Source organism: Desulfarculaceae bacterium, assembly GCA_020444545.1.
GTDB lineage: Bacteria > Desulfobacterota > Desulfarculia > Desulfarculales > Desulfarculaceae > Desulfoferula.
The window spans coordinates 333,833-353,699 of the sequence record JAHLKT010000003.1 but is presented as its reverse complement, the minus strand read 5'-3'; the positions used below and the strand labels follow the sequence as shown (position 1 = coordinate 353,699).

The following is a 19,867-nucleotide window of genomic DNA, read 5'->3' as shown; positions in this document are numbered from 1 at the left end:
CATAACTGCCTTAATTATGCGGGCGGACGCGGCCTGAAACAAACTCAGGGCCAAAGGCCGTGCTATCATGGGCCCAACTTGCCCTAAGGAGGCGCGCATGTCCCAGGCCGTTACCACGGTTATCGATTCTGAGCTTTGCACCGGCTGCGGCCGCTGCATCCCCGTGTGCCCCAGCCAGACCATAAGCCTGGTGAACGGCAAGGCCCGAGTGACCGGCGACCGCTCCCTGAACTGCGGCCACTGCCAGGCGGTGTGCCCCGAAGGCGCTGTGCGGGTGCAGAGCCTGGACCCGGAGCAGAGCCGCTTCGACACCTTCGGCTTGGACCCGGCCTGGCTGCCCTTCGGCGATTACGACCTGGCCGGGCTGGCCCGCCTCATGGCCTCGCGCCGCTCCTGCCGCAACTACAAGGACAAGCCGGTTCCCCGGGAAATGCTCTCGGATCTGGTCAAGATCGGGCTCAGCGCGCCCTCGGGCACCAACAGCCAGCGCTGGAGCTTCACCGTGCTGCCCAACCGAGACAAGGTGATGGCCATGGCCCAGGCGGTAGGCGACGTTATGCGCGCCTTCAACAAGATGGCCGAAAAGGCCTGGCTGCGGGGCCTGATGCGCCTGATCGGCAAGCCCCAGCTGGACGAGTATTACCGCGAGTACTACGAGTCCGTGCAGCGCGGCCTGGAAGAATGGGACAAGCAGGGCATCGACCGTTTGTTTCACGGCGCGCCCGCGGCCATCCTGGTGGGCTCCCTGCCCGGGGCCTCCTGCCCGGCCGAAGACGCCCTGTTGGCCACGGGCCACATGCTCCTGGCCGCCCACGCCATGGGCCTGGGCACCTGCCTCATCGGCTACGCGGTGGAGGTGCTCAAAAACAAGCCCGCCCTGGGCCACGCCCTGGGCCTGCGCAAGGACGAGAAGATTTACGCGGTGATCGCCCTGGGCTGGCCCCGCGAAAAGTACGAGCGCCTCACCGGCCGCCGGGCGCCCACTCTGCGCTGGCTGGACTAACCCGCCCCAAGTGATATTCGTTTTCCCTGGTGACAAACACTTGACAAACAGCGGCCTTTTTCCTATCGTAATGACTGTCCGGTCAGTCATTCAATAGGAGGGAGGGCTGACGGTGCCCAAGGGGACCCTGGACAAAATCAATCCCGCCAAGCGGGAAAGGCTTCTGCGCGAAGCGGCCAAGCTCTTTGCCGAGCGGGGCTTCAACCAGGCCGACATGGCCGAACTGGCCAGCCGGGCCGGTGTGGCCAAGGGCTCGCTGTACAATTATTTCGAGAGCAAGCAGGAGCTCTACCTCTACGTGGCCCGCGACGGCCTGGCCCGCTCCCGCCAGGCGGTGTATGGCGAGCTGGACCCGGATTGGGATGTGTTTCAGCAACTGGAGCACATCTTCCGCCAGGGCGCGGCCTTTGCCCGCCGCCACCCCGAATATCTCGTCATCTACCTGAACATATCCTCGGCCGGGATGGAGCCCTTCGCGGACAAGCTCTCCCGCGAGGTGGAAAAGTACACCGCCGATCACCTCAAGGCGGTGCTGGCCCGGGACATGGGCCGGGGCCTGGTGCGGCCCGACGTGGACGCGCCCCAGGCCGCCTTCTGGGTAAACAGCCTCTACATCGTCTTTCTGGCCTCCCTGGTCTCGCGCCACTTCTCGCTGCGCATGCGCGAGTACCTGGACATCAAGGGACGCCTGACCCAGGCGGTGGTGGAGGATCAATTGCAACGCACCGTGGAGCTCATCCGGCGCGTACTGGCTCCCCTGGACGGGGCCGCGCCGGCCAACGCGGAAAGGAACTGACTCATGGCCAACACCACTCCGGGCGCCATCATCGCCGCCATGCTCGCCAAGGAAGGCGTAGCCAAGATCTTCGGCATCGTGGACGGCACCTATCTTGCCCTCCTGAAGGGCTGCGTGCAGGAGCAGGGCATGGAGTTCATCACTCCGCGCCACGAGTCCTGCGCCGCGCACATGGCCGGGGCCTACGCCCGCCTCACCGGCAAGCTGGGGGTGTGCATCGCCTCCAACGGGCCCGGGGTGGCCAACATGCTGGCCGGGGTGGCCACCGAGCAGATGGAAGGCAACCGGGTGCTCTTGATCACCAGCAGCCGCCGAACCCCCATCAGCTATCCCGACCGGGGCGGAGCCTACCAATACTTCGACCAGGTGGGGGCCATCGGGGCCATCGCCAAGTACTCGGTGTGCGCCGACAGCGCCGCCCGGGTGCCCGAGCTGCTCCGGACCGCCCTGCGCGCCGCCTATAGCGGGCGGCCGGGGGTGGTGCATCTGGACGTGCCCGAGAACGTGATAAACGGCGAGTGCAAGCCCATGGGCCTGCCCGCGCCTTCGGCCTACCGCAGCACCGCGCCCCAGGAGCCCGACCCGTCCCTGCTGGCCCAGGCGGCGGAGATGCTGGCCACGGCCAAGCTGCCCATGATCCACGCGGGTAGCGGCATCCTGCACGCCCAGGCTTATGAGGAGCTGGCCGAGCTGGCCGAGCTGTTGCACGCGCCGGTGACCACCTCCTGGGCCGCGCGCGGGGCGCTGAGCGAGGATTCGCCCCTGGCCTGGCCCCTGGTGCACATAAAGGCGGTGAACAGCCTGCGTAACGCGGCCGACGTGGCCCTGGTGCTGGGCTCGGAGATGGGCGAGACCGACTGGTGGGGCAAGCCGCCCTATTGGGCGCCCTGGGACCAGCAGAAGATGATCCAGGTGGACATCGACCCCGAAGTGCTGGGGCGCATCCGCCCGGCGGACGTTCTGGTCCTGGCCGACGTGAAGCGCTTCATGCGCGAGCTGATCGACCTGTTGGCTGAAAAGAAATCCTCCATGCCCCTGGAAGAGCGCCGCGCGGCGCTGGAAAAGCTGGCCCAAGAAAAGGCCAAGGACCGGGCCAAGCTGGACGAGAAGCTGAGCGAGACCGGCTCGCCCCTGATAACGGCCCACGTAGGGGCCATCGCGGGCAAGCTGATGGACCGAGACGCGGTGCTGGTCTTGGACGGGGGCAACGCGGCGGTGTGGGGCAGCTTTTACAGCACGGTGCACACCCCCGGCTGCCTGCTGGGCACCCACCACCACACCGGCCAGCTGGGCGCGGGCACGGCCATGGCCCTGGGCGCGGCGGCGGCCCGGCCGGGCACCCAGGTCTACTGCATCACCGGCGACGGGGCCATGGGCTTCCATCCCCAGGAGCTGGAAACCGCGGTGCGCCACGGACTCAAGGCCATCTGGCTGGTGTGCTGCGACCGGCAGTGGGGCATGGTCAAGATCAACCAGAGCTTTGCCATGCACCCAGTGCAGACCATGATCAAGAAGTCCCTGGACACCGACAAGACCATCGGCACCGAGCTGGGGCCCATCGCCTGGGACGACCTGGCCCGCTCCATGGGGGCCTTCGGGGCGCGGGCCAAGGACCCGGCCGGGTTGGAGGCCGCGCTCAAGGAGGCCCTGGACCAGCCCCTGCCCGCGGTGATCATGGTGGAGGTGGACCCGGTGAAGCACATGTGGGCCCCGGGCCTGATCCATTTCAAGGCCATGCACCAAGAGCCAAAGGGGAAATAGGATGGATGCGGCGGCCATAGACGCGGTAAGGCTGAACTTCAACCCTTCGGGGCTCTTCGTCCTCAACGCGGTCATCGGGCTGATGATGTTCGGCATTGCGCTGGACCTGAAGCCGGCCGACTTCACCCGCATCCTGAAAAAACCCAAGGCCCCGGCCATCGGTCTGATGACCCAGTTCATCCTGCTCCCGGCCTTCACCTTCCTGCTCACCCTGGTCCTGCCCATCGCGCCTTCCATCGCTCTGGGCATGATCCTGGTGGCCGCCTGCCCCGGCGGCAACCTGAGCAACATGATGACCTATTTGGCCGGGGGCAACTCGGCGGTGAGCGTGTCCATGACCGCGGTGTCGACCGCCGCGGCGGTGATCATGACCCCGCTGAACCTGGCGGTGTGGGGCAGCCTGAACCCGCGCACCGAGCCCATCCTGCGCTCGGTGAGCCTCAACCCCCTGGACGTGTTCACCACCATCGTGATGATCCTGGGCATACCCATGGTGCTGGGTATGCTGGTGGGGCGCTTCTTCCCGGGCCTGGTGGACCGGGTGCGCAAGCCCTTCAAGATCTTCGCGGTGATCGTGTTCATGGCCGTGGTGGGCGGGGCCCTGGCGGCCAACTGGGGCAACTTCATCAAGTACGTGGGCCTGGTGGCCCTGGTGGTTGCTCTCCACAACGCCAGCGCCCTTAGCCTGGGCTATTGGAGCGGCCGGGCGGCCAAGCTGCCCCTGCGCGACGTGCGGGCGGTGGCCATCGAGGTGGGCATCCAGAACTCGGCCCTAGGCCTGATATTGGTCTTCGACTTCTTCGACGGCCTGGGGGGCATGGCCATCATCACCGCCTGGTGGGGTGTGTGGCACATCATCGCCGGCCTGACCCTGGCCTTCTTCTGGTCGCGGCGGCCGGTAGCGGAGGCGGCGTAATGAGCTTTGAGGCGTGGGCCCCGCGCTCGGTGTTGATCACCGGGGCGGGGGGATATTTGGGGCGGCAGGTGGTGGAGATGCTGGCCGCCAAGCCGGGCAGCCTGGAAAAGATCGTGGCCATGGACCTTCGGCCCGAGCCCGAGGCCACGCGCCTGCCGGGGGTCACCTACCTGGAGGCCGACGTGCGCGACGACGGGCTGGTGAAGGCCATCGCCGACCAGAAGCCGGAGGTGGTGGTGCATCTGGCCGCCCTGGTGACCCCGGGCAAGAAGAGCGACCGCCAACTGGAGTACGAGGTGGATGTCTTGGGCACCGAACGGGTGCTCATGGGCTGCCTCAAGGCCGGGACCCAAAAGATCATCTATTCCAGCAGCGGCGCGGCCTACGGCTACCATGCCGACAACCCCGAGTGGCTGCACGAGGACGACGCCCTCCGGGGCAACGAGGAGTTCGCCTACTCCGACCACAAGCGCCAGGTGGAGGAGATGCTGGCCCGCTGGCGCCAGGACCACCCGGAGCTGGAGCAGCTCATCGTGCGGCCCGGGGTGATCCTGGGGGCGCGGGCGGCCAACCAGATCACCGCCCTGTTCGACAAGCCTTTCATTCTGGGCGTGGCGGGCAGCACCACCCCCTTTGTGATGATCTGGGACCAGGACGTGGCCGGGGTGATCAAGGCTGGGGTGTTCAGCCGGGCCATTGGGGCCTACAACCTGGCCGGCGACGGCACCCTGAGCATGCGCGACATCGCCCGCCGCCTGGGCAAGCCTTATGTGGCCCTGCCGCCCTGGCTGCTCAAGGGCGCCCTGTGGCTACTCAAGCGCCTGGGCCTGACCCAGTACGGGCCGGAGCAGCTCGGCTTCTTGCAGTACCGCCCGGTGCTGGCCAATGACCGGCTCAAGGAAGTGATGGGCTACATCCCGGCCAAGACCACCCGCCAGGTGTTCGAGTATTACCTGGCCAACCGGGGTAAGTGAGGCCCATGCGCGATTACGCGGGCAAGACGGTGGTGATCACCGGCGGGGCCGGCGGCCTGGGCGCGGCCTTTGCCCGCCGCTTTGCCGAGGCTGGGGCGCGAGTGGCGCTGATCGACCTGGACGGCGAGGCCGCCCGGAACCTGGCCGCCGGGCTGGGCGAGGCCCTGGGGCTGGGCTGCGACGTGACCGATCCCGCGGCCTGCCGCGAGGCCATGGACCAGGTGATCGCACGCTTCGGAGGCGTGGACCTGCTGGTGAACAACGCGGGGGTGACTCACCGCAGCGCCTTCCAGGACACCCGGCCCGAGGTGTTCGCCAAGGTGATGGGGGTGAACTTCTTCGGCAGCCTGTACTGCACCCAGGCGGCGCTGCCCAGCCTGCTGGCGCGGCGGGGGCAGATCGCGGTGATCAGCTCGGTGGCCGGGGTGGCGCCGCTCTACGGGCGCAGCGGCTACGCTGCCGCCAAGCACGCCTTGCACGGTCTCTTCGGCACCCTGCGGGCGGAGCTGAAAAGCGCGGGGGTGGGGGTGAGCATAATCTGCCCCAGCTTCACCAACACCGGCATCGCCCACGCGGCCCTGGACGGCGACGGCAGCCTGACCAAGCACAAGCAATCCACCGTAGGCAAGATCGCCACGCCCGAGGAGGTGGCCGAGGCGCTGTTTAGGGCGGTGACCAAGGAGAAGCGCCTGGTGGTGCTCTCGCCGGTGGGCAAGCTGACCTACTGGATCAGCAAGCTCATGCCGGGGCTGTATGAGAAGCTGATGCTGCGCTCGCTAAGGAGCGAGCTGGAGCGGTAGAAAGAAGATTTCTTGTTGCCCCGCGTCCGCGAGGCAACTCCGATAGCGGAGCTATCGGGGCCAGCAGAGAATAAGCCAGTAATAGAAAAGGGTCATTGCGAGCGAAGTGAAGCAATCTCTGCTCGCAGGGGATGGTGCGGTCCGGTAGGCCAACCAATTGAGGCGATGCCGCCCGCCGGACCTCTTGTGCCCGCGGCACCCAGGCAGCAAGCTGTCTGTGCCACCCGGAGTTAATTATTCCCCGCCTCTCTCCGATTACAGTAATAGCAAGTCATCGCGAGGAGCGGCGGCCAGCAGGGCAGGTCATGAAAAAGGGCTATCTCCCGCTGCGAGGTGGCGATCTTCCTTGGAATCGTCATGCGCCGCGCTACCAGGATAGGCCTTTATTATTACCCGCCCCTTTCCCTCTCCATTGAAAACGAGACGTTGCGCCAAACCTCCTGTGCCTGCGGCACCCAGACAGCAAGCTGTCTGGGCCACCCCGGATAATTACCAGCCTCGCTCGAGCCAACCCGCGCTAACCCCAAAACGCCCGCCTGGGCGCGGTGCTTTCGTCACTATCCCTCGCCTAGGAATTGAGCCGGCCTCATGCTAGGATTGACTCTCCGCACGATTCTCCTGGGAGCATAAGCATGGCCCAAGACGTTTTTCAGAAGCTGGCCCATCACCTGGACAGCCTGCCCGGCGGCTACCCGCCCACGCCCGAGGGCATCGAACTGAAGATCCTCAAGAAGCTCTTCACGCCCGAGCAGGCCGAGCTGGCGCTGCGCTGCACCCTGATCCCCGAAAAGGCTGGGGTGATCGCCCGGCGGGCCAAGCTGCCCCTGGACGAGACCATCACCCGCCTGGACGAGATGGTGGACAAGGGCCTGATCCTGGGCATGTACCCGCCCAAGGGCGATCCCCTGTACATGGCCGCCCAGTACGTCATCGGCATCTGGGAGTACAACGTCGACAACCTGGATGAAGAGTTGGTCGAGTTGATGAACGCCTACATCCCCACCCTGTTCGAGCCGGAGGTGTGGAAAGAGGCGCCCCAACTGCGCACCATCCCGGTGGGCCAGAGCATCGACGCCGGCCACCGCATCATGCCTCACGAGCAGGCCGAGGATCTGATCCGCCGCCAGAAGAAGCTGTGGGTGGCGCCTTGCATCTGCCGCCGCGAGCACACCCTGGTGGGCAAGGGCTGCGGCAAGCTGGAGGAGTCCTGCCTGATCTTCGGCTCCGGGGCCTATTACTACGAGCGCCGGGGCGTGGGGCGGGGCATCACCCAGGAAGAGGCGCTGGAGATCATCAAGAACGCCGACGAGCAGGGCCTGGTCTTGCAGCCCACCAATGCGGAGAAGATCATCAACATCTGCTGTTGCTGCGGCGACTGCTGCCAGGTGCTCAAGACCCTCAAGCGCCACCCCCGCCCGGGGGAGCTGGCCAGCACGCCTTTCCTGGCCGCGGCCGATCCCGAGGAGTGCATTGGCTGCGGGGTGTGCGTGGACCGCTGCCAGATGGATGCCCTTAGCCTGGACGACGATGACAAGGTGGTGCTGGCCGTGGAGCGCTGTATTGGCTGCGGCCTGTGCGTGAGCACCTGCCCCTCCGGCGCGCTGAGCCTGGAGCGCAAGCCCGAGGCGGAGCAGAAGCCGCTGCCGGCCAACGTCCAGGAGATGGGCATGCGCCTGGCCAAGGCGCGGGGCAAGCTGTCCGGCGGGCAGATGGCCATGATGGGCATCAAGTCCAAGCTGGACCGCTTCTTGGCCACCAAGAAGTAGACGCGCTTCTATAAATAGTTGCGGGCCGCCGGGAACAACCCGGCGGCCCGTTTGCTTTGCGTGAGCGGCCTAGAGGCCGGCCAGGGAGCCCAAGCCGCCCCGGGCCGAGGCAAAGATGTTCTCCTGCATCTCGGCGATACGCGGGGGCAGAAGCTCCAGGGCCGGGCGGGGCAGGGCGAAGGCCGCGCGGTGGGCTGCCTCGGTGTAGTAGCGCAGCGGCTCCAGCTCGCCCACCCGCATGGCGTCGGGCGGGCTGAGGGGATAGGCGCCGGTGGTCATCAAGGCGAAGCCGATGATGCCGCTGTTGTAGGTGGGCACCTGGGCCACGTAGTAGGCCGCCTGGGAAAAGGTGCGCTCCAGGACCGCGAAGGTATCGCGGATCAGGTCTTGATACAGGTAGTAGGACTCGGCCAAGGCGGCAGCCACCCCGCCGGGGGCCAGGGCGCCCTGCACGCTCTGGTAGAAGCTTTCGTTGAACAACCCTTCGGCCGGGCCGTCGGGGTCGGAACTGTCGATGAGGATGGCGTCGTAGCCGCCGCCGGACTGAGCCACATAGGCCACGCCGTCGCCGATGGTCAGCGACACGCGGGGGTCTTCGAAGCCCGCCGCCAGGCCGGGCAAAAAGCGCTTGGATGCCTCGACCACCTCGCCGTCGATCTCGCACATCTCCACCGAGCGCACCGTGGGGTGCTTGAGCACCTCGCGCAGGGTGCCGCCGTCGCCGCCGCCGATGATCAGCACCTTGCTGGGCGCGGGGTGGGTCAGGAGCGGGACGTGGGCCAGCATCTCGTGGTAGCCCGGCTCATCGAACTCTGTGGTCTGGATGATGCCGTCCAACAGCAGCACCCGGCCCAGACGGCCGGCCGAGACCACGTGCAGCTCCTGGTATTGGGTGCGCGTGTGCAGGAGCACCTCGTCCACCTTGAGCGCGACGCCCAGGGCGCCGCCCAGGTCGGGCTGCTCCAAAAACACCTGCCCGTCGCGGGGCTGCTTCATGGCCTCGGGATTAAGCGGCACGGTGACTCCAGGCTATGGGTTGGCTTGGGGCGTCCGGCCAAGCACGGGCCGGGCTGGGGGGGCGGCGGTGTCAGCCCTCTTCCTGGCCCACCACGGCCAGTTGGGGCTTGTGGCGGATCTGCTCCTCGGGCAGGTCCAGCATACCCCGGCTCAGCGACATCTTGTGCATGCCCTGGGCCTGGAAACCGGTGCGCAGGGTCTCGGCGGCCACGTCCATGTCGATGACGTCGCCGCAGGTGAACACGTCGATGGCCGCGTAGCCGAACTCGGGCCAGGTGTGGATGGTGAAATGCGACTCGCTGATGATGATCACGCCGCTGACGCCCTGAGGCGCGAACTGGTGGAAGAACGGCTTGATCATGGTGGCGCCGGAGGCTTCCACCGCCGAGGTCATAACCTGGGAAACATGTTGGGGGTCGTCCAGCAGGGTGGCCGGACAGGAGTAGAGCTCGAGAATCAGATGGCTTCCGAGGGCTTTCATAGCTTGCCTCCCCCCGGCCCCTCTAGGCGGGAGCCGGCGCCCGGCCCCTTGGCCGGCGCGGAGAGCCTGCCGGATTTCCGGCGGCGATATAAACGAAAAACCAACCCCGCCCCTCTCCGGCGCCCGTGTTATTGGGCCCGGCGCGGCGGGGCCGCCCCATGGGGACCCCCTTGTCTTAAGGAGTTTTACCCTTGTTTAAAACACCGGCCACGGCCCATCCCGGCCAACCGGCGTGAGGGCATTATCTACACTCAGCGGGTCTCTTAGTCAAGGCGTTTGGCCCCTGGCCCGCCGCGCCCCGGCGGGGCCGCCACATTTAACCAGGCGAAAGCCCTTGACTTTATATAATCCCGCACCATAGACTAATTCATCTCCGGGCAACTATGTAAGGAGACGGACGCAATGACCTTGACCAAAGCGGACATTGTGGCCCAGGTCTACGCCCAAGGGCAATTGACCAAGGCCGAAGCAGCCGACGCGGTAGAACGGGGCTTGGAGCTCATCAAGGAGGCCCTGTCCTACGGCGAGGAAGTCCTGGTCAGCGGGTTCGGTAAATGGTCGGTGCGCGAAAAGGCCGAGAGGCGCGGGCGCAACCCCCAGACCGGCGATCCGCTGATTCTGCCGCCCCGCAAGGTGGTGACTTTCAGGCCTTCCCGGGTGCTCAAGGCCAAGGTGCAGGCCCAGGTTCAGGGCGAGGCCGAGGGTACGGGGGGCGCCGAAGGCCGCCAGCCGGCGGGCAAGGTGATCCGGCCCGGCTACTTCTAGGCCGTCCGTGTCGGCCGTCAAGCGGCTGGCCGTACTAAGCGACCTGCACGCCAACCTCAGCGCCCTTCGGGTGGTGCGGGCCGATTTGGCCCGCCGCCAGGTGGAACAGGTGTTGGTCCTGGGCGACCTGGTGGGATACTTGGCCAGGCCCAATCGGGTGGTGGACGCGGTGATCGCCGCCGGGTGGCAATGCATCGCGGGCAACTACGATCTGGCCGTGCTCCAGGGGGGCGCGGCGGGGGCCGATTCTTTTCTCAAGCCGGGCATAGGCCCGGAACCCAAAGCTATTTTCGCCTGGACCGAGCAGCGGGTGCACTCCGGCACGCGGGAGTTTTTGGCCTCGCTGCCCGGCGAGCTGCGCCTGGAGACCCCGGCGGGCGACCTGCTGGCCGCCCACGGTAGCCCGGACTCGGTGCGCGAATACGTGTTCCCCGATCATCCCAAGGCCAGGTTGTCCGCCTGGCTGGAAAAGAGCGGGGCGCGCATCCTCTGCCTGGGCCACACCCACCAGCCCTTCATGCGCCGGGTGGGTGGCGGCCTGGTGCTCAACCCGGGCAGCGTGGGCAAGTCCAAGGACGGCGACCCCCGCGCCTCCTATGCGCTCATCGAGTTCGGCCCCGAGCCCCGCGCCCAGATCGTGCGCCTGCCCTGGGACATCGAGACCGAGGCGAGGTTGCTCATCGGGGCGGGGTTGGATTCCATGGTGGCCAGATTAGGCGCTGGCCGATAATCAACTTCCGAGCGAAACCTCTGGTGATCAAAAGCCCTTCAGTGTAATTTCGGGCCGAGGAGGCAAGCCTTGACCCGGCCCATCGTCAGCTATCATCCCGGCCTCGATGCCGACCAGAATCTGGTGCTGATCAGCCAGCGGCCCCTGGAGCCGCGCGACGCCGAGCTGATGCGCGAGGCAGCGGTGATCCTGCTGCCCCAGGTGTGCCGCCGCGATCTATTTGCCCTGGCCGCGGCCAGTGGGCGGCCCCTGTTCCCCAACCCGGCGGTGCATCTTTCCCTGGAAGGCAAGGTGGGCAATTACCGCCTTTTGGCCGGGCTGGGCCTGCCCCACCCGGCGACGGTGGAGTTCGCAAGCCTGGAGGCCGCCGCCGAGGCCTGGGAGGCCGGACGGGCCGACGTGGCCGCCCTGGGCGCGCCCCTGGTGGCCAAGGGCGCGGGCGGGGGCATGGGGGCCAACGTGTTTTTGGCCCACGACCCCGCCGAGCTGCGCGGTCTGGCCGGGCGGCTGGAAACCTACTGCGCGCGGGGGCCCTCGGGCCTGGTGTTGCAGCGCCTGGTGCCTTATGTCAGCGACATGCGGGTGGAATTGATGCACACCACCACGGAGGTGTACTGGCGACGCGCTAGGGGAGGGGACTTCCGGGCCAACCTGTGCCAGGGCGGCACCCTGGTAAAGGACGGGCCGCCCGAGGAGCGCGCGGCGGCCGTGGCCCTGGCCCGGCGGCTGCAAAGGGCGGCGCGCCTGGACATCGCCGGGGTGGACGTGATCATTACGCCCCAAGGCGAGCCGCTGCTGGTGGAGCTGAATTTCTTCTTCGGGCGGCGGGCCCTGGGCGGGCACGAGGTTTTCCTGGAGCGCTATTTGGCCGCGGTGCGCTCCTGGCTGGCTGACCAGGGGCTGGACCCTCTGCGGGTCTCCCTGGCCGAGGACGACCTGTGAGGCATTCGGGCCTGCTGTGGTGCGCGCCCGCGCCGGGCCTGAGCTGCTTCGCCTGCTGCCCGCCCATCCGCCCCGCGTCCTACGACCACGCGGAGCACGAGGGCTCGCTGCGGCGCTTGCTGGCCGAGAACACCGCCACCTTCCGCGAGCAGGGCCCGCCCGACCGGGCCATGACCGGTTACTGGTGCCCGGGGCTGGGCTTTCTGGACCCATCCGGGCGCACCGTGGGCTGCCTGCTGCACCCGGCCCGGCACGGCGGGCGCGATCTGCGCGGCCCCACGGGATATCAGGAAAAATGCGCCCGCGAGAGCTGCCCCCCGGCGCGGGCCTTTGCCGTGTTGCGTGAAGAGGATAGTGAGGCGCTCGTCGCCCTGTGCGAGGGTATGGACAGCTTCGCCTTTTCCAGCGAGCAACGAAACCCGGCGCGGCGGCTGCTGGCCTTTGGCCCCGAGGTGGCCGAGGCGGCGGTGGGGACGGGCCTCGCCTCGCTGGAGGAGCTGCGGACCTGGGATTGGCTGCGCGAGGCGGACCCGGCCCTGGGCTGGCTGCTGGCCCGGCGGCTGGAGGCCTGGGGCGCGGCGAGCCTGGGCCAGCCGGGCCTGGCCCCACGCCTGGCCGCCGAGGCCCAGGCCCTGGCCAGGCGCCTGGGGCCGCCCCCGCCCCTGGAGCAGGGCCAGCCCCTGGGCGAGTTGTGCGATGAGTGGGAGGCCCGCTTGTGGCGCGGGCTCAACGGGCGCAAGCGGGCCCGGCCCGGCGAGCTGGCCCGCTGGCGGGAGTTGGTTTGATCAGCGCGTCAGCTCCCTGAGGATGTCGTCGGTGGGAGGCAGCTCGGCGCCGGGAAGGTTGACGCCGCTTTGGGCGGGCGACCACAGGGGCTGGGTGCCTTGGAAGAAGCCAATGTTGGGGGCGCGGCCGCTGGGGATGCCCAGGTAGGATAGGTAGTCGCCACTCTCGCTGATCATGGCCAGGTGCGGGCCGAGCTTATCGTCCAGGCCCATCTCCAGGCCGGGCTTGCGGCCCAGGAAGCGCATGCCTAGGCGAGGGCCGGTCTCGTCGGCATAGGACAACCCGGCGCGCACGATCTTGCCCCGGTCGAAGAGCCACATGCCGGGCTCGTTGTTGTCGCGCACGGCCATGACCAGCTGGGGCACGTTCTGGGCGTTGGAAAGCTGGATGTTGGGCACGTCCTTCTTGTTGACGCTCATCACGATGCCCGCCTTACCGGTCTGGTTGGTTAGGGCGATGATAGGCTCGTCCTTGCGGATGCCAAAGGTAGACTTAATTGTGCCTTGTGAGTCGGTTAAGGCCAACTGTGGAGCACTATTGTCGTCTACCATTAAGGCTATCCTGGCCCGTTTATTAACATCCCAAACTACAATCCCAGAATTTTTATCTACAGAATGTATCGCGAGGCGTTGTCGTGATAATTTGTCATTAAACAAGATAGTCGGATCACCTTCTCCGTCTATATATAACGACAACCTTGTCCGGCCCTTGGGGTCCTGCAACATGAAAGTTGGCCCGTTAGACTGCGACATTAATATAGCGCTGTGCTTCCCGTTAGGACCTTTTAGAGCAATGACAGGGTAGCCGTTCTTTTCGAATCCGAAGCTGCCTTGTACCTTTCCCTGCTTATCAACTATATGGAAACCTCTTGCCTTGATTTCCTGAGATGAGTCATCCCCTTTGGCTGATGCCTGCTGCACCGCACCGTAGGTCATGCCGCCGAAGTACCCAGCAATGATCACCAACAACGCAAGAAGAAGAGGATAGGTCTTTTTCACGGGAGCCCCCCTGAAGATTTGACATAAAGAACTAATCAAGAGTATATCATTGTCTGCCTTGCCGGGAAGGCCAATATGAGAGCCTGTTTATCGTCCGGGGCTTGCCCCAAGGCGCGGGGCGGGCTCATTCTATAAAAGATGCTTTCTTCCTATGCCATAGCCGGAGTGCTGGCCGCGCTGCTGGGCGTGCTGATCGGGGTGGGCGGCTGCTTTTCGCCCAAGCCTTTTGACGAGGCGGCCTGGCAAAAGACCGTGGCCGCCACCGACCCGGCTCAGCTCCACGCCCCCCACCGCAACGCCGAAGGCCGTTTCTACAACCCCTGGCTCAGGCAGGACAAATCCACCTGGGATTTGTTCCGCTGGTGGCTTTCCACCAACTCCCTGCCCCGGGAAAAGGGCAAGGAGTACCCCATGCCGGTGGAGGCCAACAACGGGGCCTATCTGAAAGACCCGGCCGCGCCCGCCTCCCTGACCTCGGTGGGGCACGCCACCTACGTGGTGCAGTGGGGCGGCCAGGTGGTGATCACCGATCCCTTTTTCAGCGACAGCGCGGCGGTGGTGAGCCGCCGGGTGCCGCCGCCTTTCGGGCCGGAGGCCCTGCCCCAGGGCACGGTGGTGCTGATCAGCCACAACCACTACGACCACCTGGACTCAGACGCGGTGGCCGCCCTGAGCAAACGGGGCGCGCGCTTCCTCTGCCCCCTGGGCCTGGGCGGGCTGCTCCGGGACATGGGGGCCACGGAGGTGCGCGAGTTGGACTGGTGGCAGAGCGTGGAGCTGGACGGGTCGCGCTTCACCTTTCTCCCCACCCAGCACTGGAGCCGCCGCTTCGGCCAGGGGTACAACGAGTCGCTGTGGGGGGCCTGGCTCCTGGAGCGGGGCGAAGAGAAGATCTTCTACGGCGGGGACTCCGGTTATTTCAAGGGCTTCGCCGAATTCGGCAATCGTTGGCCAGGCATCGACGTGGCCCTGATCGGCATCGGGGCCAGCCAGCCGCGCTGGTTCATGCACTACTCCCATCTGGACGTGCCCGAGTTGTTTAAGGCATTTTCCGACCTGGGGGCCAAGCGCCTGGTGCCCACCCAGTACGGGGTCTTGAAGCTGGGCGACGAGCCCGCCGCCTGGCCGGCCAAGGCCATCCAGGACTACCTGAAGGCCCACCCCCGCGAGCAGGGCAAGGTGGTGCTCATGCCGGTGGGCGGGCGGCTGATGCTTCCGGCCGCGCCCTGAGCCTGCACGGCGGGCCGAAATGTGTTATCCTCTTAAGACCAATCGCAAATCCGACCAGCCCAAGGAGTCAGCATGAACAACAAAGCCTTGTTTTACGGTCTCGGCGGCTCGGCCGTTTTCGCGGGTCTGTATCTCCTGGCCAGCCACCGCGAGTACTTCTGGGTGGCTTTCCCCATTTTCGTGATCTCCTTTTTGGTGCTGGCCCTTACCGGCGACCGCATCAAAAAGCTGGCCGGCTAGCCCGCGCCCGGCTTTTGCCCGGCGTCCATGGCCCCGCCTCGGCGGGGCCTTTGCTTTTGGCCCCAGGCCACGGCCCGAATTCGCTTTGCCCCGGCCGGGGCTTGCTTCACAATGTAGGCAATTCCAAGGACCATTGACCGCCGCCCACAAGCGGCGGAGGCTGGAGAGCCGCCATGCAGCTAGGCAGTCTGGATGAGCGCTTGCCCCTGGTGCAGCAGGCCAAGCTAAAAGACAAGGTGGTGCTGGTGCGCTTTGACCACAACGTGGTCAAGAAAGGCGTGATCACCGACCCCTTCCGTATCGACCGCACCCTGGGGACCCTGTTCTACATCGTAGCCCAAGGCGGCCGGCCCATAATGATGACCCACGTGGGCCGCCCCAAGGACAAGAAGACCGGGGCCATCAAGGCCGACGAGGCCAGCGCGGTGGAGCCCATCGTGGCCTATCTGGAGAGCAAGCTGCATTCGCGCATCACCGTGCCCACCTTCCCGGCCGGGGACAAGGGCATCGCGGCCATCGACACCAGCATCAACCACCACATCCGCCGCCTGCGCGAGGGCGAGATCGACGGCATCTATCTGCCCAACACCCGCTGGTTCGCGGGCGAAGAGGCCAAGGGCGAGGCCCGCGAGGAGTTCGCCTTGCAGCTGGCCGGGTTGGCCGACATCTACGTGAACGACGCCTTCGGCTCCTGGCAGCCCCACGCCTCCACCTTTGACGTTACCCGGCACCTGCCCTCCTATGCGGGCTGGCTGCTCCAGGACGAGATGCGCCATCTGGAGATGGTGCTCAACCCGGCGCGGCCCTTTGTGGCCGTGGTGGCCGGGGCCAAGTACGACACCAAGATCGGCCCCCTGAGCGCCATCTACGAGCAGGTGGACCGCCTGATCCTGGGCGGGGTGATCTACAACACCTACCTCTGCGCCAAGTACGGGGTGAAGATCGCCGGCGTGGCCGAGGAGGACATCGCCGCGGCCCAGGAGCTGGTAAAGGCTGACGCCGAGGCGGGCAAGATCGTGGAGCTGCCCCTGTTGGTGGAGAGCGAGGTGCTGGGGCGCGAGGAAGGCAAGTACCGCACCGTGGCCGTGGCCGACCTGGAGCCGGGCCGGGAGCTGGGCTACGTCCTGGACATCGACCCGGCCAGCTTCAAGGCGCCGGAAGTGGCCGAGGCCCTGGGCAAGGCGGCCACCATCTTCGTCAACGCGGTGATGGGCTTCACCCCCCACTTCACCGACGGCTCCCGCGCCCTGGACACCACCATCGACGCCAACCGCGCCGCGGCCAAGCTCTACGGCGGCGGGGACACCCTGCAAGAGTTCAAGGACCTCTGCCCCGGCCTGTACTTGTCCGTGCTGGACGACGCGCAGTATTATTTCTTCACCGGCGGCGGCTCGGTGCTCAAGGCCATAGAACAGCGTTCTCCCTACGGCCTGGAGCCGGTGGCCGCCCTGATCGACAACGCGCGGCGGAACAACCACGGCGCGCCGGAGAAATAAGCCAATTAAGGCCCCGGAATAGCGGCGAAAACTCGCCAATGGCCCCTGGGTGGGGCCGGCGGCTAGGAGTTACATTCTAGCTAAAAAGTAGCTTGCGATTTTTAACGCCGCTGTGCTACAAGTGGCCAAGCGCTAGAGTAGTCATCAGACGCGGCGGGATCTGGGGAGAGTAGGTTCCGTTCGCACTCACCAGCCTTAGGGAGGGGTTGTGCCAATGTGGGACGAAAAATTCGAGACCATGTCCACCGACGAGATGCAGGCCTTGCAGCTCGACAAGCTGCAAGAGACCGTGGCCTGGGTGTATGAGCGGGTACCGTTCTACAAGCAGAAATTCGACGAGGTGGGCATAAAGCCCGGGGACATCAAGAGCGTCGAGGACCTGGGCAAGCTGCCTTTCACGGTCAAGACCGACCTGAGGGACAACTACCCCTTCGGCCTGTGCGCCGTGCCCATGAACCAGGTTAAGCGGGTGCACGCCAGCTCGGGCACCACCGGCAAGCCCATCACCGGCCCCTACACCGCCGAGGACCTGGACCACTGGGCCGAGTGCATGGCCCGCAACATGGTGGCCGCGGGCATGAGCAGCGACGACATCGTGCAGAACGCCTACGGCCTGGGCCTGTTCACCGGCGGCCTGGGCTTCCACGGCGGGGCCGAGAAGCTGGGCTGCACCGTCATCCCGGCCAGCTCGGGCATGACCGAGCGCCAGGTTACCCTGATGCAGGACTTCGGCACCACGGTGCTGTTCAGCACTCCTTCCTATGCCCTGACCATCGCCGAAAAAGCCGCGGACATGGGCGTGGACATCCGCGAGCTGCCGGTACGGGTGGGCGTTTTCGGGGCCGAGCCCTGGACCGTGGAGATGCGCGACGAGATCGAGGAGCGCATGGGCATCGACGCCTGCGAGGCCTACGGTCTCACCGAGCTGGGCGGCCCGGGCACCGCCTTCTCCTGTCCGGCCAAGGACGGCTATCTGCACATCAACGAGGACCACATCATGGCCGAGATCATCGATCCGGTCACCGAGGAGGTCCTGCCCCTGGGCGAGAAGGGCGAGCTGGTCTTTACGGCCATCCAGCGCCGGGCCATGCCCATGATCCGCTACCGCACCCGGGACATCACCGAGCTCAAGCGCGAGAAGTGCTCCTGTGGCCGCACCCTTCTGAAGATGAAAAAGGTCCTGGGCCGCAGCGACGACATGCTGATCATCAGCGGCGTGAACGTGTTCCCCAGCCAGGTGGAGTCGATCCTCCTGGAGGTTCCCGAGGTGGAGCCGCAGTACGTGCTGATCATCCGCAAGAAGGGCTATCTGGACGCCCTGAGCGTGGACGTGGAAGCCAAGCCCGAGGTCTACGACCTGGGCGAGGAGAAGCTGCGCGAGGTGGAGCGCGACATCGAGAGCCGCATCCGCGGGGTCATCGGCATCGGCGTGAAGGTGCGCTGCGTGCCGCCTAAGAGCATCGAGCGCTCCGAGGGCAAGGCCAAGCGCGTGTTCGACGCCCGCAAGATGTAAGCGCCAAGTAGATAAGAACTTAGAGCGCCCCGCCTGGTTTCAGGCGGGGCGCTTTTTTGTTGGCGCGAGGATGAAAAGAGGTTGTTGGGTGAAGGTAAACCTTTGCCCTGTTGGCCCCGTTAGCTCTGCTATCTGGGCCGCGAGGCGTTAGCCGAGCGGCAAGAAATCTCGGGGCATTTCTTGTTGCCTCGCCGAGCCTCGGCAACCCCGACAGACGAGCTGTCGGGGCCAGCAGAGGAAGAAGAGGGTGAAGATAAACCCTGCCCTGCACTATCTTCTTTCACCCCACTCCCCCCACCGTCGGGGTCGCCAAGGGGCCGGCATCTCCCCGCACCGCCTTGGAGCTTCTCCAACCACCCCCTCCAAATTTTTACCAGCTTCCCTCCGCGTCCCTGGTTCAGAGACCCCTCCCCGCCAACGGGCCTGCCTCGGTTGCACCGGCCCTTTATGCCGGCCCCGAGTGATCCCGACAAAAAAACGCCTTTTCTTTTTCTTTTCCCTCTCCCGCTTCTTTCTTTCCCTTCACGGCCGCCGCTCCTGGCGATGGCTGTCTGTTTCTAAATAGTTTGTGGGGCGATGGGCTGGGGCAGGATAGGGAGCGTGGTTCTGATCCGGGGGCATCTGCTCCGGGCAGAGATTGCCGCGTCGCGGCAAGGCCGCTCCTCGCAATGACAATAGGTTGTTTTTAAGAGGAAATGTAGGGGGGGGGCTTCCCGGTTTCGCGGGGCGAAAAAAGGGCGGGGATAAACCCCGCCCCTACACGTTTCTTGCCGAATCCGACGCCCTAAACTTTGGTCTCGCGCCACCAGGGGTAGACCTCGGGCATATCCTTGGTGGGGCTGAGGGTGAAGCGGGGCGGCCGCTTTTCCAAGAAGGCCATCACGCCCTCCTTGGCATCGGCCTGTCGTCCGGCCCAGTGGAACACCCGCGAGTCGATCAGGTGCACCGCCTGGGGGTCGGGCTCGTTGAGGCCGTGCCAGACCAGGGCCTTGGTCAGCGACACCGAGGTGGCCGAGGTGTTGTCCGCGATCTCGCGGGCGATCTCCATGGCCTTGGGGAGCACCTGGTCCGCGGGCAGCACGTGGTTGAACAGGCCGGTGCCGGCCATGTCCTTTGCCGGGAACACCCGGCCGGTCATGCTCAGCTCCAGGGCCTTGGCCGGGCCCACCAGGCGGGCCAGGAACCAGGAGGAGCAGGCCTCGGGCACCAGGCCGCGCCGGGTGAAGACCAGGCCCATCTTGGCGTCCTCGGCCGCGATGCGCATGTCCATGGCCAGGGTCATGGTGATGCCCACGCCCACGGCCGGGCCGTTCATGGCCGCGATGACCGGCTTGCGGCAGGTGAAGGCGGCCAGGGCCACCTTGCCCCCGCCGTCGCGGTGCAGGGCCGGATCGTCCTGGCTGTCCTCGCGGGCCTTGTAGTCAAAGGTCTTTCCCCCGGCCTCCAGGTCCATGCCCGCGCAAAAGGCGCGCCCCGCGCCGGTGACCACCACCACGCGCACCCGGTCGTCCTGGTCTGCCTGGCCGAATAGGTGGATCAGCTCGTCGCGCATGATGGGGGTCCAGGCGTTGAGCCGCTCGGGCCGGTTGAGGGTGATCAGGCTGACCCCGTCCTTGAGCTCGTGGGTGGTGTGCTTAAGCTCCATGTCTTGCT

General features: G+C 66.2%; 19 protein-coding genes. 15 read left to right on the top strand and 4 right to left on the bottom strand.

Annotation, left to right across the window (positions count from 1 at the left end; all coding sequences use genetic code 11):
* Positions 1–97 precede the first annotated feature (97 nt).
* The 7 genes from KQH53_10120 to KQH53_10090 all read left to right on the top strand — a co-directional run bounded on the left by KQH53_10120 (position 98) and on the right by KQH53_10090 (position 8,016).
* Positions 98–1,003, top strand: coding sequence for a nitroreductase family protein (locus tag KQH53_10120; GenBank protein MCB2227020.1), 906 nt, complete (start codon positions 98–100; stop codon positions 1,001–1,003).
* 112 nt (positions 1,004–1,115) lie between these two features.
* Positions 1,116–1,799, top strand: coding sequence for a TetR/AcrR family transcriptional regulator (locus KQH53_10115; protein ID MCB2227019.1), 684 nt, complete (start codon positions 1,116–1,118; stop codon positions 1,797–1,799).
* A 3-nt stretch (positions 1,800–1,802) separates the two neighbouring features.
* The gene (locus KQH53_10110; protein MCB2227018.1) at positions 1,803–3,560 is read left to right on the top strand and encodes a thiamine pyrophosphate-binding protein; all 1,758 of its coding nucleotides are present in this window, start codon (positions 1,803–1,805) and stop codon (positions 3,558–3,560) included.
* 1 nt (position 3,561) lies between these two features.
* On the top strand, positions 3,562–4,476 hold the full coding sequence (locus KQH53_10105; GenBank protein ID MCB2227017.1) for a bile acid:sodium symporter family protein: 915 nt from the start codon (positions 3,562–3,564) through the stop codon (positions 4,474–4,476).
* Positions 4,476–5,450, top strand: coding sequence for an SDR family oxidoreductase (locus tag KQH53_10100; GenBank protein MCB2227016.1), 975 nt, complete (start codon positions 4,476–4,478; stop codon positions 5,448–5,450). The genes KQH53_10105 and KQH53_10100 overlap by 1 nt, the downstream gene beginning before the upstream one ends.
* A 5-nt stretch (positions 5,451–5,455) precedes the next feature.
* Positions 5,456–6,250, top strand: coding sequence for an SDR family oxidoreductase (locus KQH53_10095; protein ID MCB2227015.1), 795 nt, complete (start codon positions 5,456–5,458; stop codon positions 6,248–6,250).
* 632 nt (positions 6,251–6,882) lie between these two features.
* Positions 6,883–8,016: a 4Fe-4S dicluster domain-containing protein gene (locus tag KQH53_10090; protein MCB2227014.1), complete on the top strand. Its 1,134-nt coding sequence runs from the start codon at positions 6,883–6,885 to the stop codon at positions 8,014–8,016.
* A gap of 69 nt (positions 8,017–8,085) precedes the next feature.
* On the opposite strand, the gene speE is transcribed toward KQH53_10090, so the two are convergent.
* Entirely contained in the window at positions 8,086–9,033 is a 948-nt protein-coding gene (speE, locus tag KQH53_10085) for a polyamine aminopropyltransferase (GenBank protein ID MCB2227013.1), read from the bottom strand.
* Between the two features lie 70 nt (positions 9,034–9,103).
* The gene (gene speD / locus KQH53_10080; GenBank protein MCB2227012.1) at positions 9,104–9,514 is read right to left on the bottom strand and encodes an adenosylmethionine decarboxylase; all 411 of its coding nucleotides are present in this window, start codon (positions 9,512–9,514) and stop codon (positions 9,104–9,106) included.
* A gap of 402 nt (positions 9,515–9,916) precedes the next feature.
* Here speD and KQH53_10075 point away from each other — a divergent pair, with 402 nt between their 5' ends.
* The 4 genes from KQH53_10075 to KQH53_10060 all read left to right on the top strand — a co-directional run bounded on the left by KQH53_10075 (position 9,917) and on the right by KQH53_10060 (position 12,736).
* Entirely contained in the window at positions 9,917–10,279 is a 363-nt protein-coding gene (locus KQH53_10075) for an integration host factor subunit alpha (GenBank protein MCB2227011.1), read from the top strand.
* A gap of 7 nt (positions 10,280–10,286) precedes the next feature.
* The gene (locus KQH53_10070) at positions 10,287–11,009 is read left to right on the top strand and encodes a metallophosphatase family protein (GenBank protein MCB2227010.1); all 723 of its coding nucleotides are present in this window, start codon (positions 10,287–10,289) and stop codon (positions 11,007–11,009) included.
* 69 nt (positions 11,010–11,078) lie between these two features.
* Positions 11,079–11,951: a hypothetical protein gene (locus tag KQH53_10065; protein MCB2227009.1), complete on the top strand. Its 873-nt coding sequence runs from the start codon at positions 11,079–11,081 to the stop codon at positions 11,949–11,951.
* Positions 11,948–12,736 (top strand): hypothetical protein, encoded by a 789-nt coding sequence (locus KQH53_10060; GenBank protein ID MCB2227008.1) that lies wholly within the window; start codon positions 11,948–11,950, stop codon positions 12,734–12,736. Before KQH53_10065 ends, KQH53_10060 begins: the two co-directional genes overlap by 4 nt.
* Here the strand turns inward: KQH53_10060 and KQH53_10055 are convergent, their stop codons facing one another.
* Positions 12,737–13,288, bottom strand: coding sequence for a hypothetical protein (locus KQH53_10055; GenBank protein MCB2227007.1), 552 nt, complete (start codon positions 13,286–13,288; stop codon positions 12,737–12,739).
* Between the two features lie 585 nt (positions 13,289–13,873).
* Between KQH53_10055 and KQH53_10050 the strand changes: the two genes are divergently transcribed.
* The 4 genes from KQH53_10050 to KQH53_10035 all read left to right on the top strand — a co-directional run bounded on the left by KQH53_10050 (position 13,874) and on the right by KQH53_10035 (position 18,214).
* Positions 13,874–14,965 carry an MBL fold metallo-hydrolase gene (locus KQH53_10050; protein MCB2227006.1) on the top strand — a complete coding sequence of 364 codons (1,092 nt, stop codon included), beginning with the start codon at positions 13,874–13,876 and terminating at the stop codon, positions 14,963–14,965.
* 72 nt (positions 14,966–15,037) lie between these two features.
* Positions 15,038–15,205: a hypothetical protein gene (locus tag KQH53_10045; protein MCB2227005.1), complete on the top strand. Its 168-nt coding sequence runs from the start codon at positions 15,038–15,040 to the stop codon at positions 15,203–15,205.
* A gap of 173 nt (positions 15,206–15,378) precedes the next feature.
* Positions 15,379–16,701, top strand: a complete 1,323-nt coding sequence (locus KQH53_10040; protein ID MCB2227004.1) for a phosphoglycerate kinase — start codon at positions 15,379–15,381, stop codon at positions 16,699–16,701.
* Positions 16,702–16,915: 214 nt separating this feature from the next.
* Positions 16,916–18,214, top strand: a complete 1,299-nt coding sequence (locus KQH53_10035; protein ID MCB2227003.1) for a phenylacetate--CoA ligase — start codon at positions 16,916–16,918, stop codon at positions 18,212–18,214.
* Positions 18,215–18,998: 784 nt separating this feature from the next.
* Here the strand turns inward: KQH53_10035 and KQH53_10030 are convergent.
* Positions 18,999–19,859 carry an enoyl-CoA hydratase/isomerase family protein gene (locus KQH53_10030; protein ID MCB2227002.1) on the bottom strand — a complete coding sequence of 287 codons (861 nt, stop codon included), beginning with the start codon at positions 19,857–19,859 and terminating at the stop codon, positions 18,999–19,001.
* Positions 19,860–19,867: the final 8 nt, after the last annotated feature.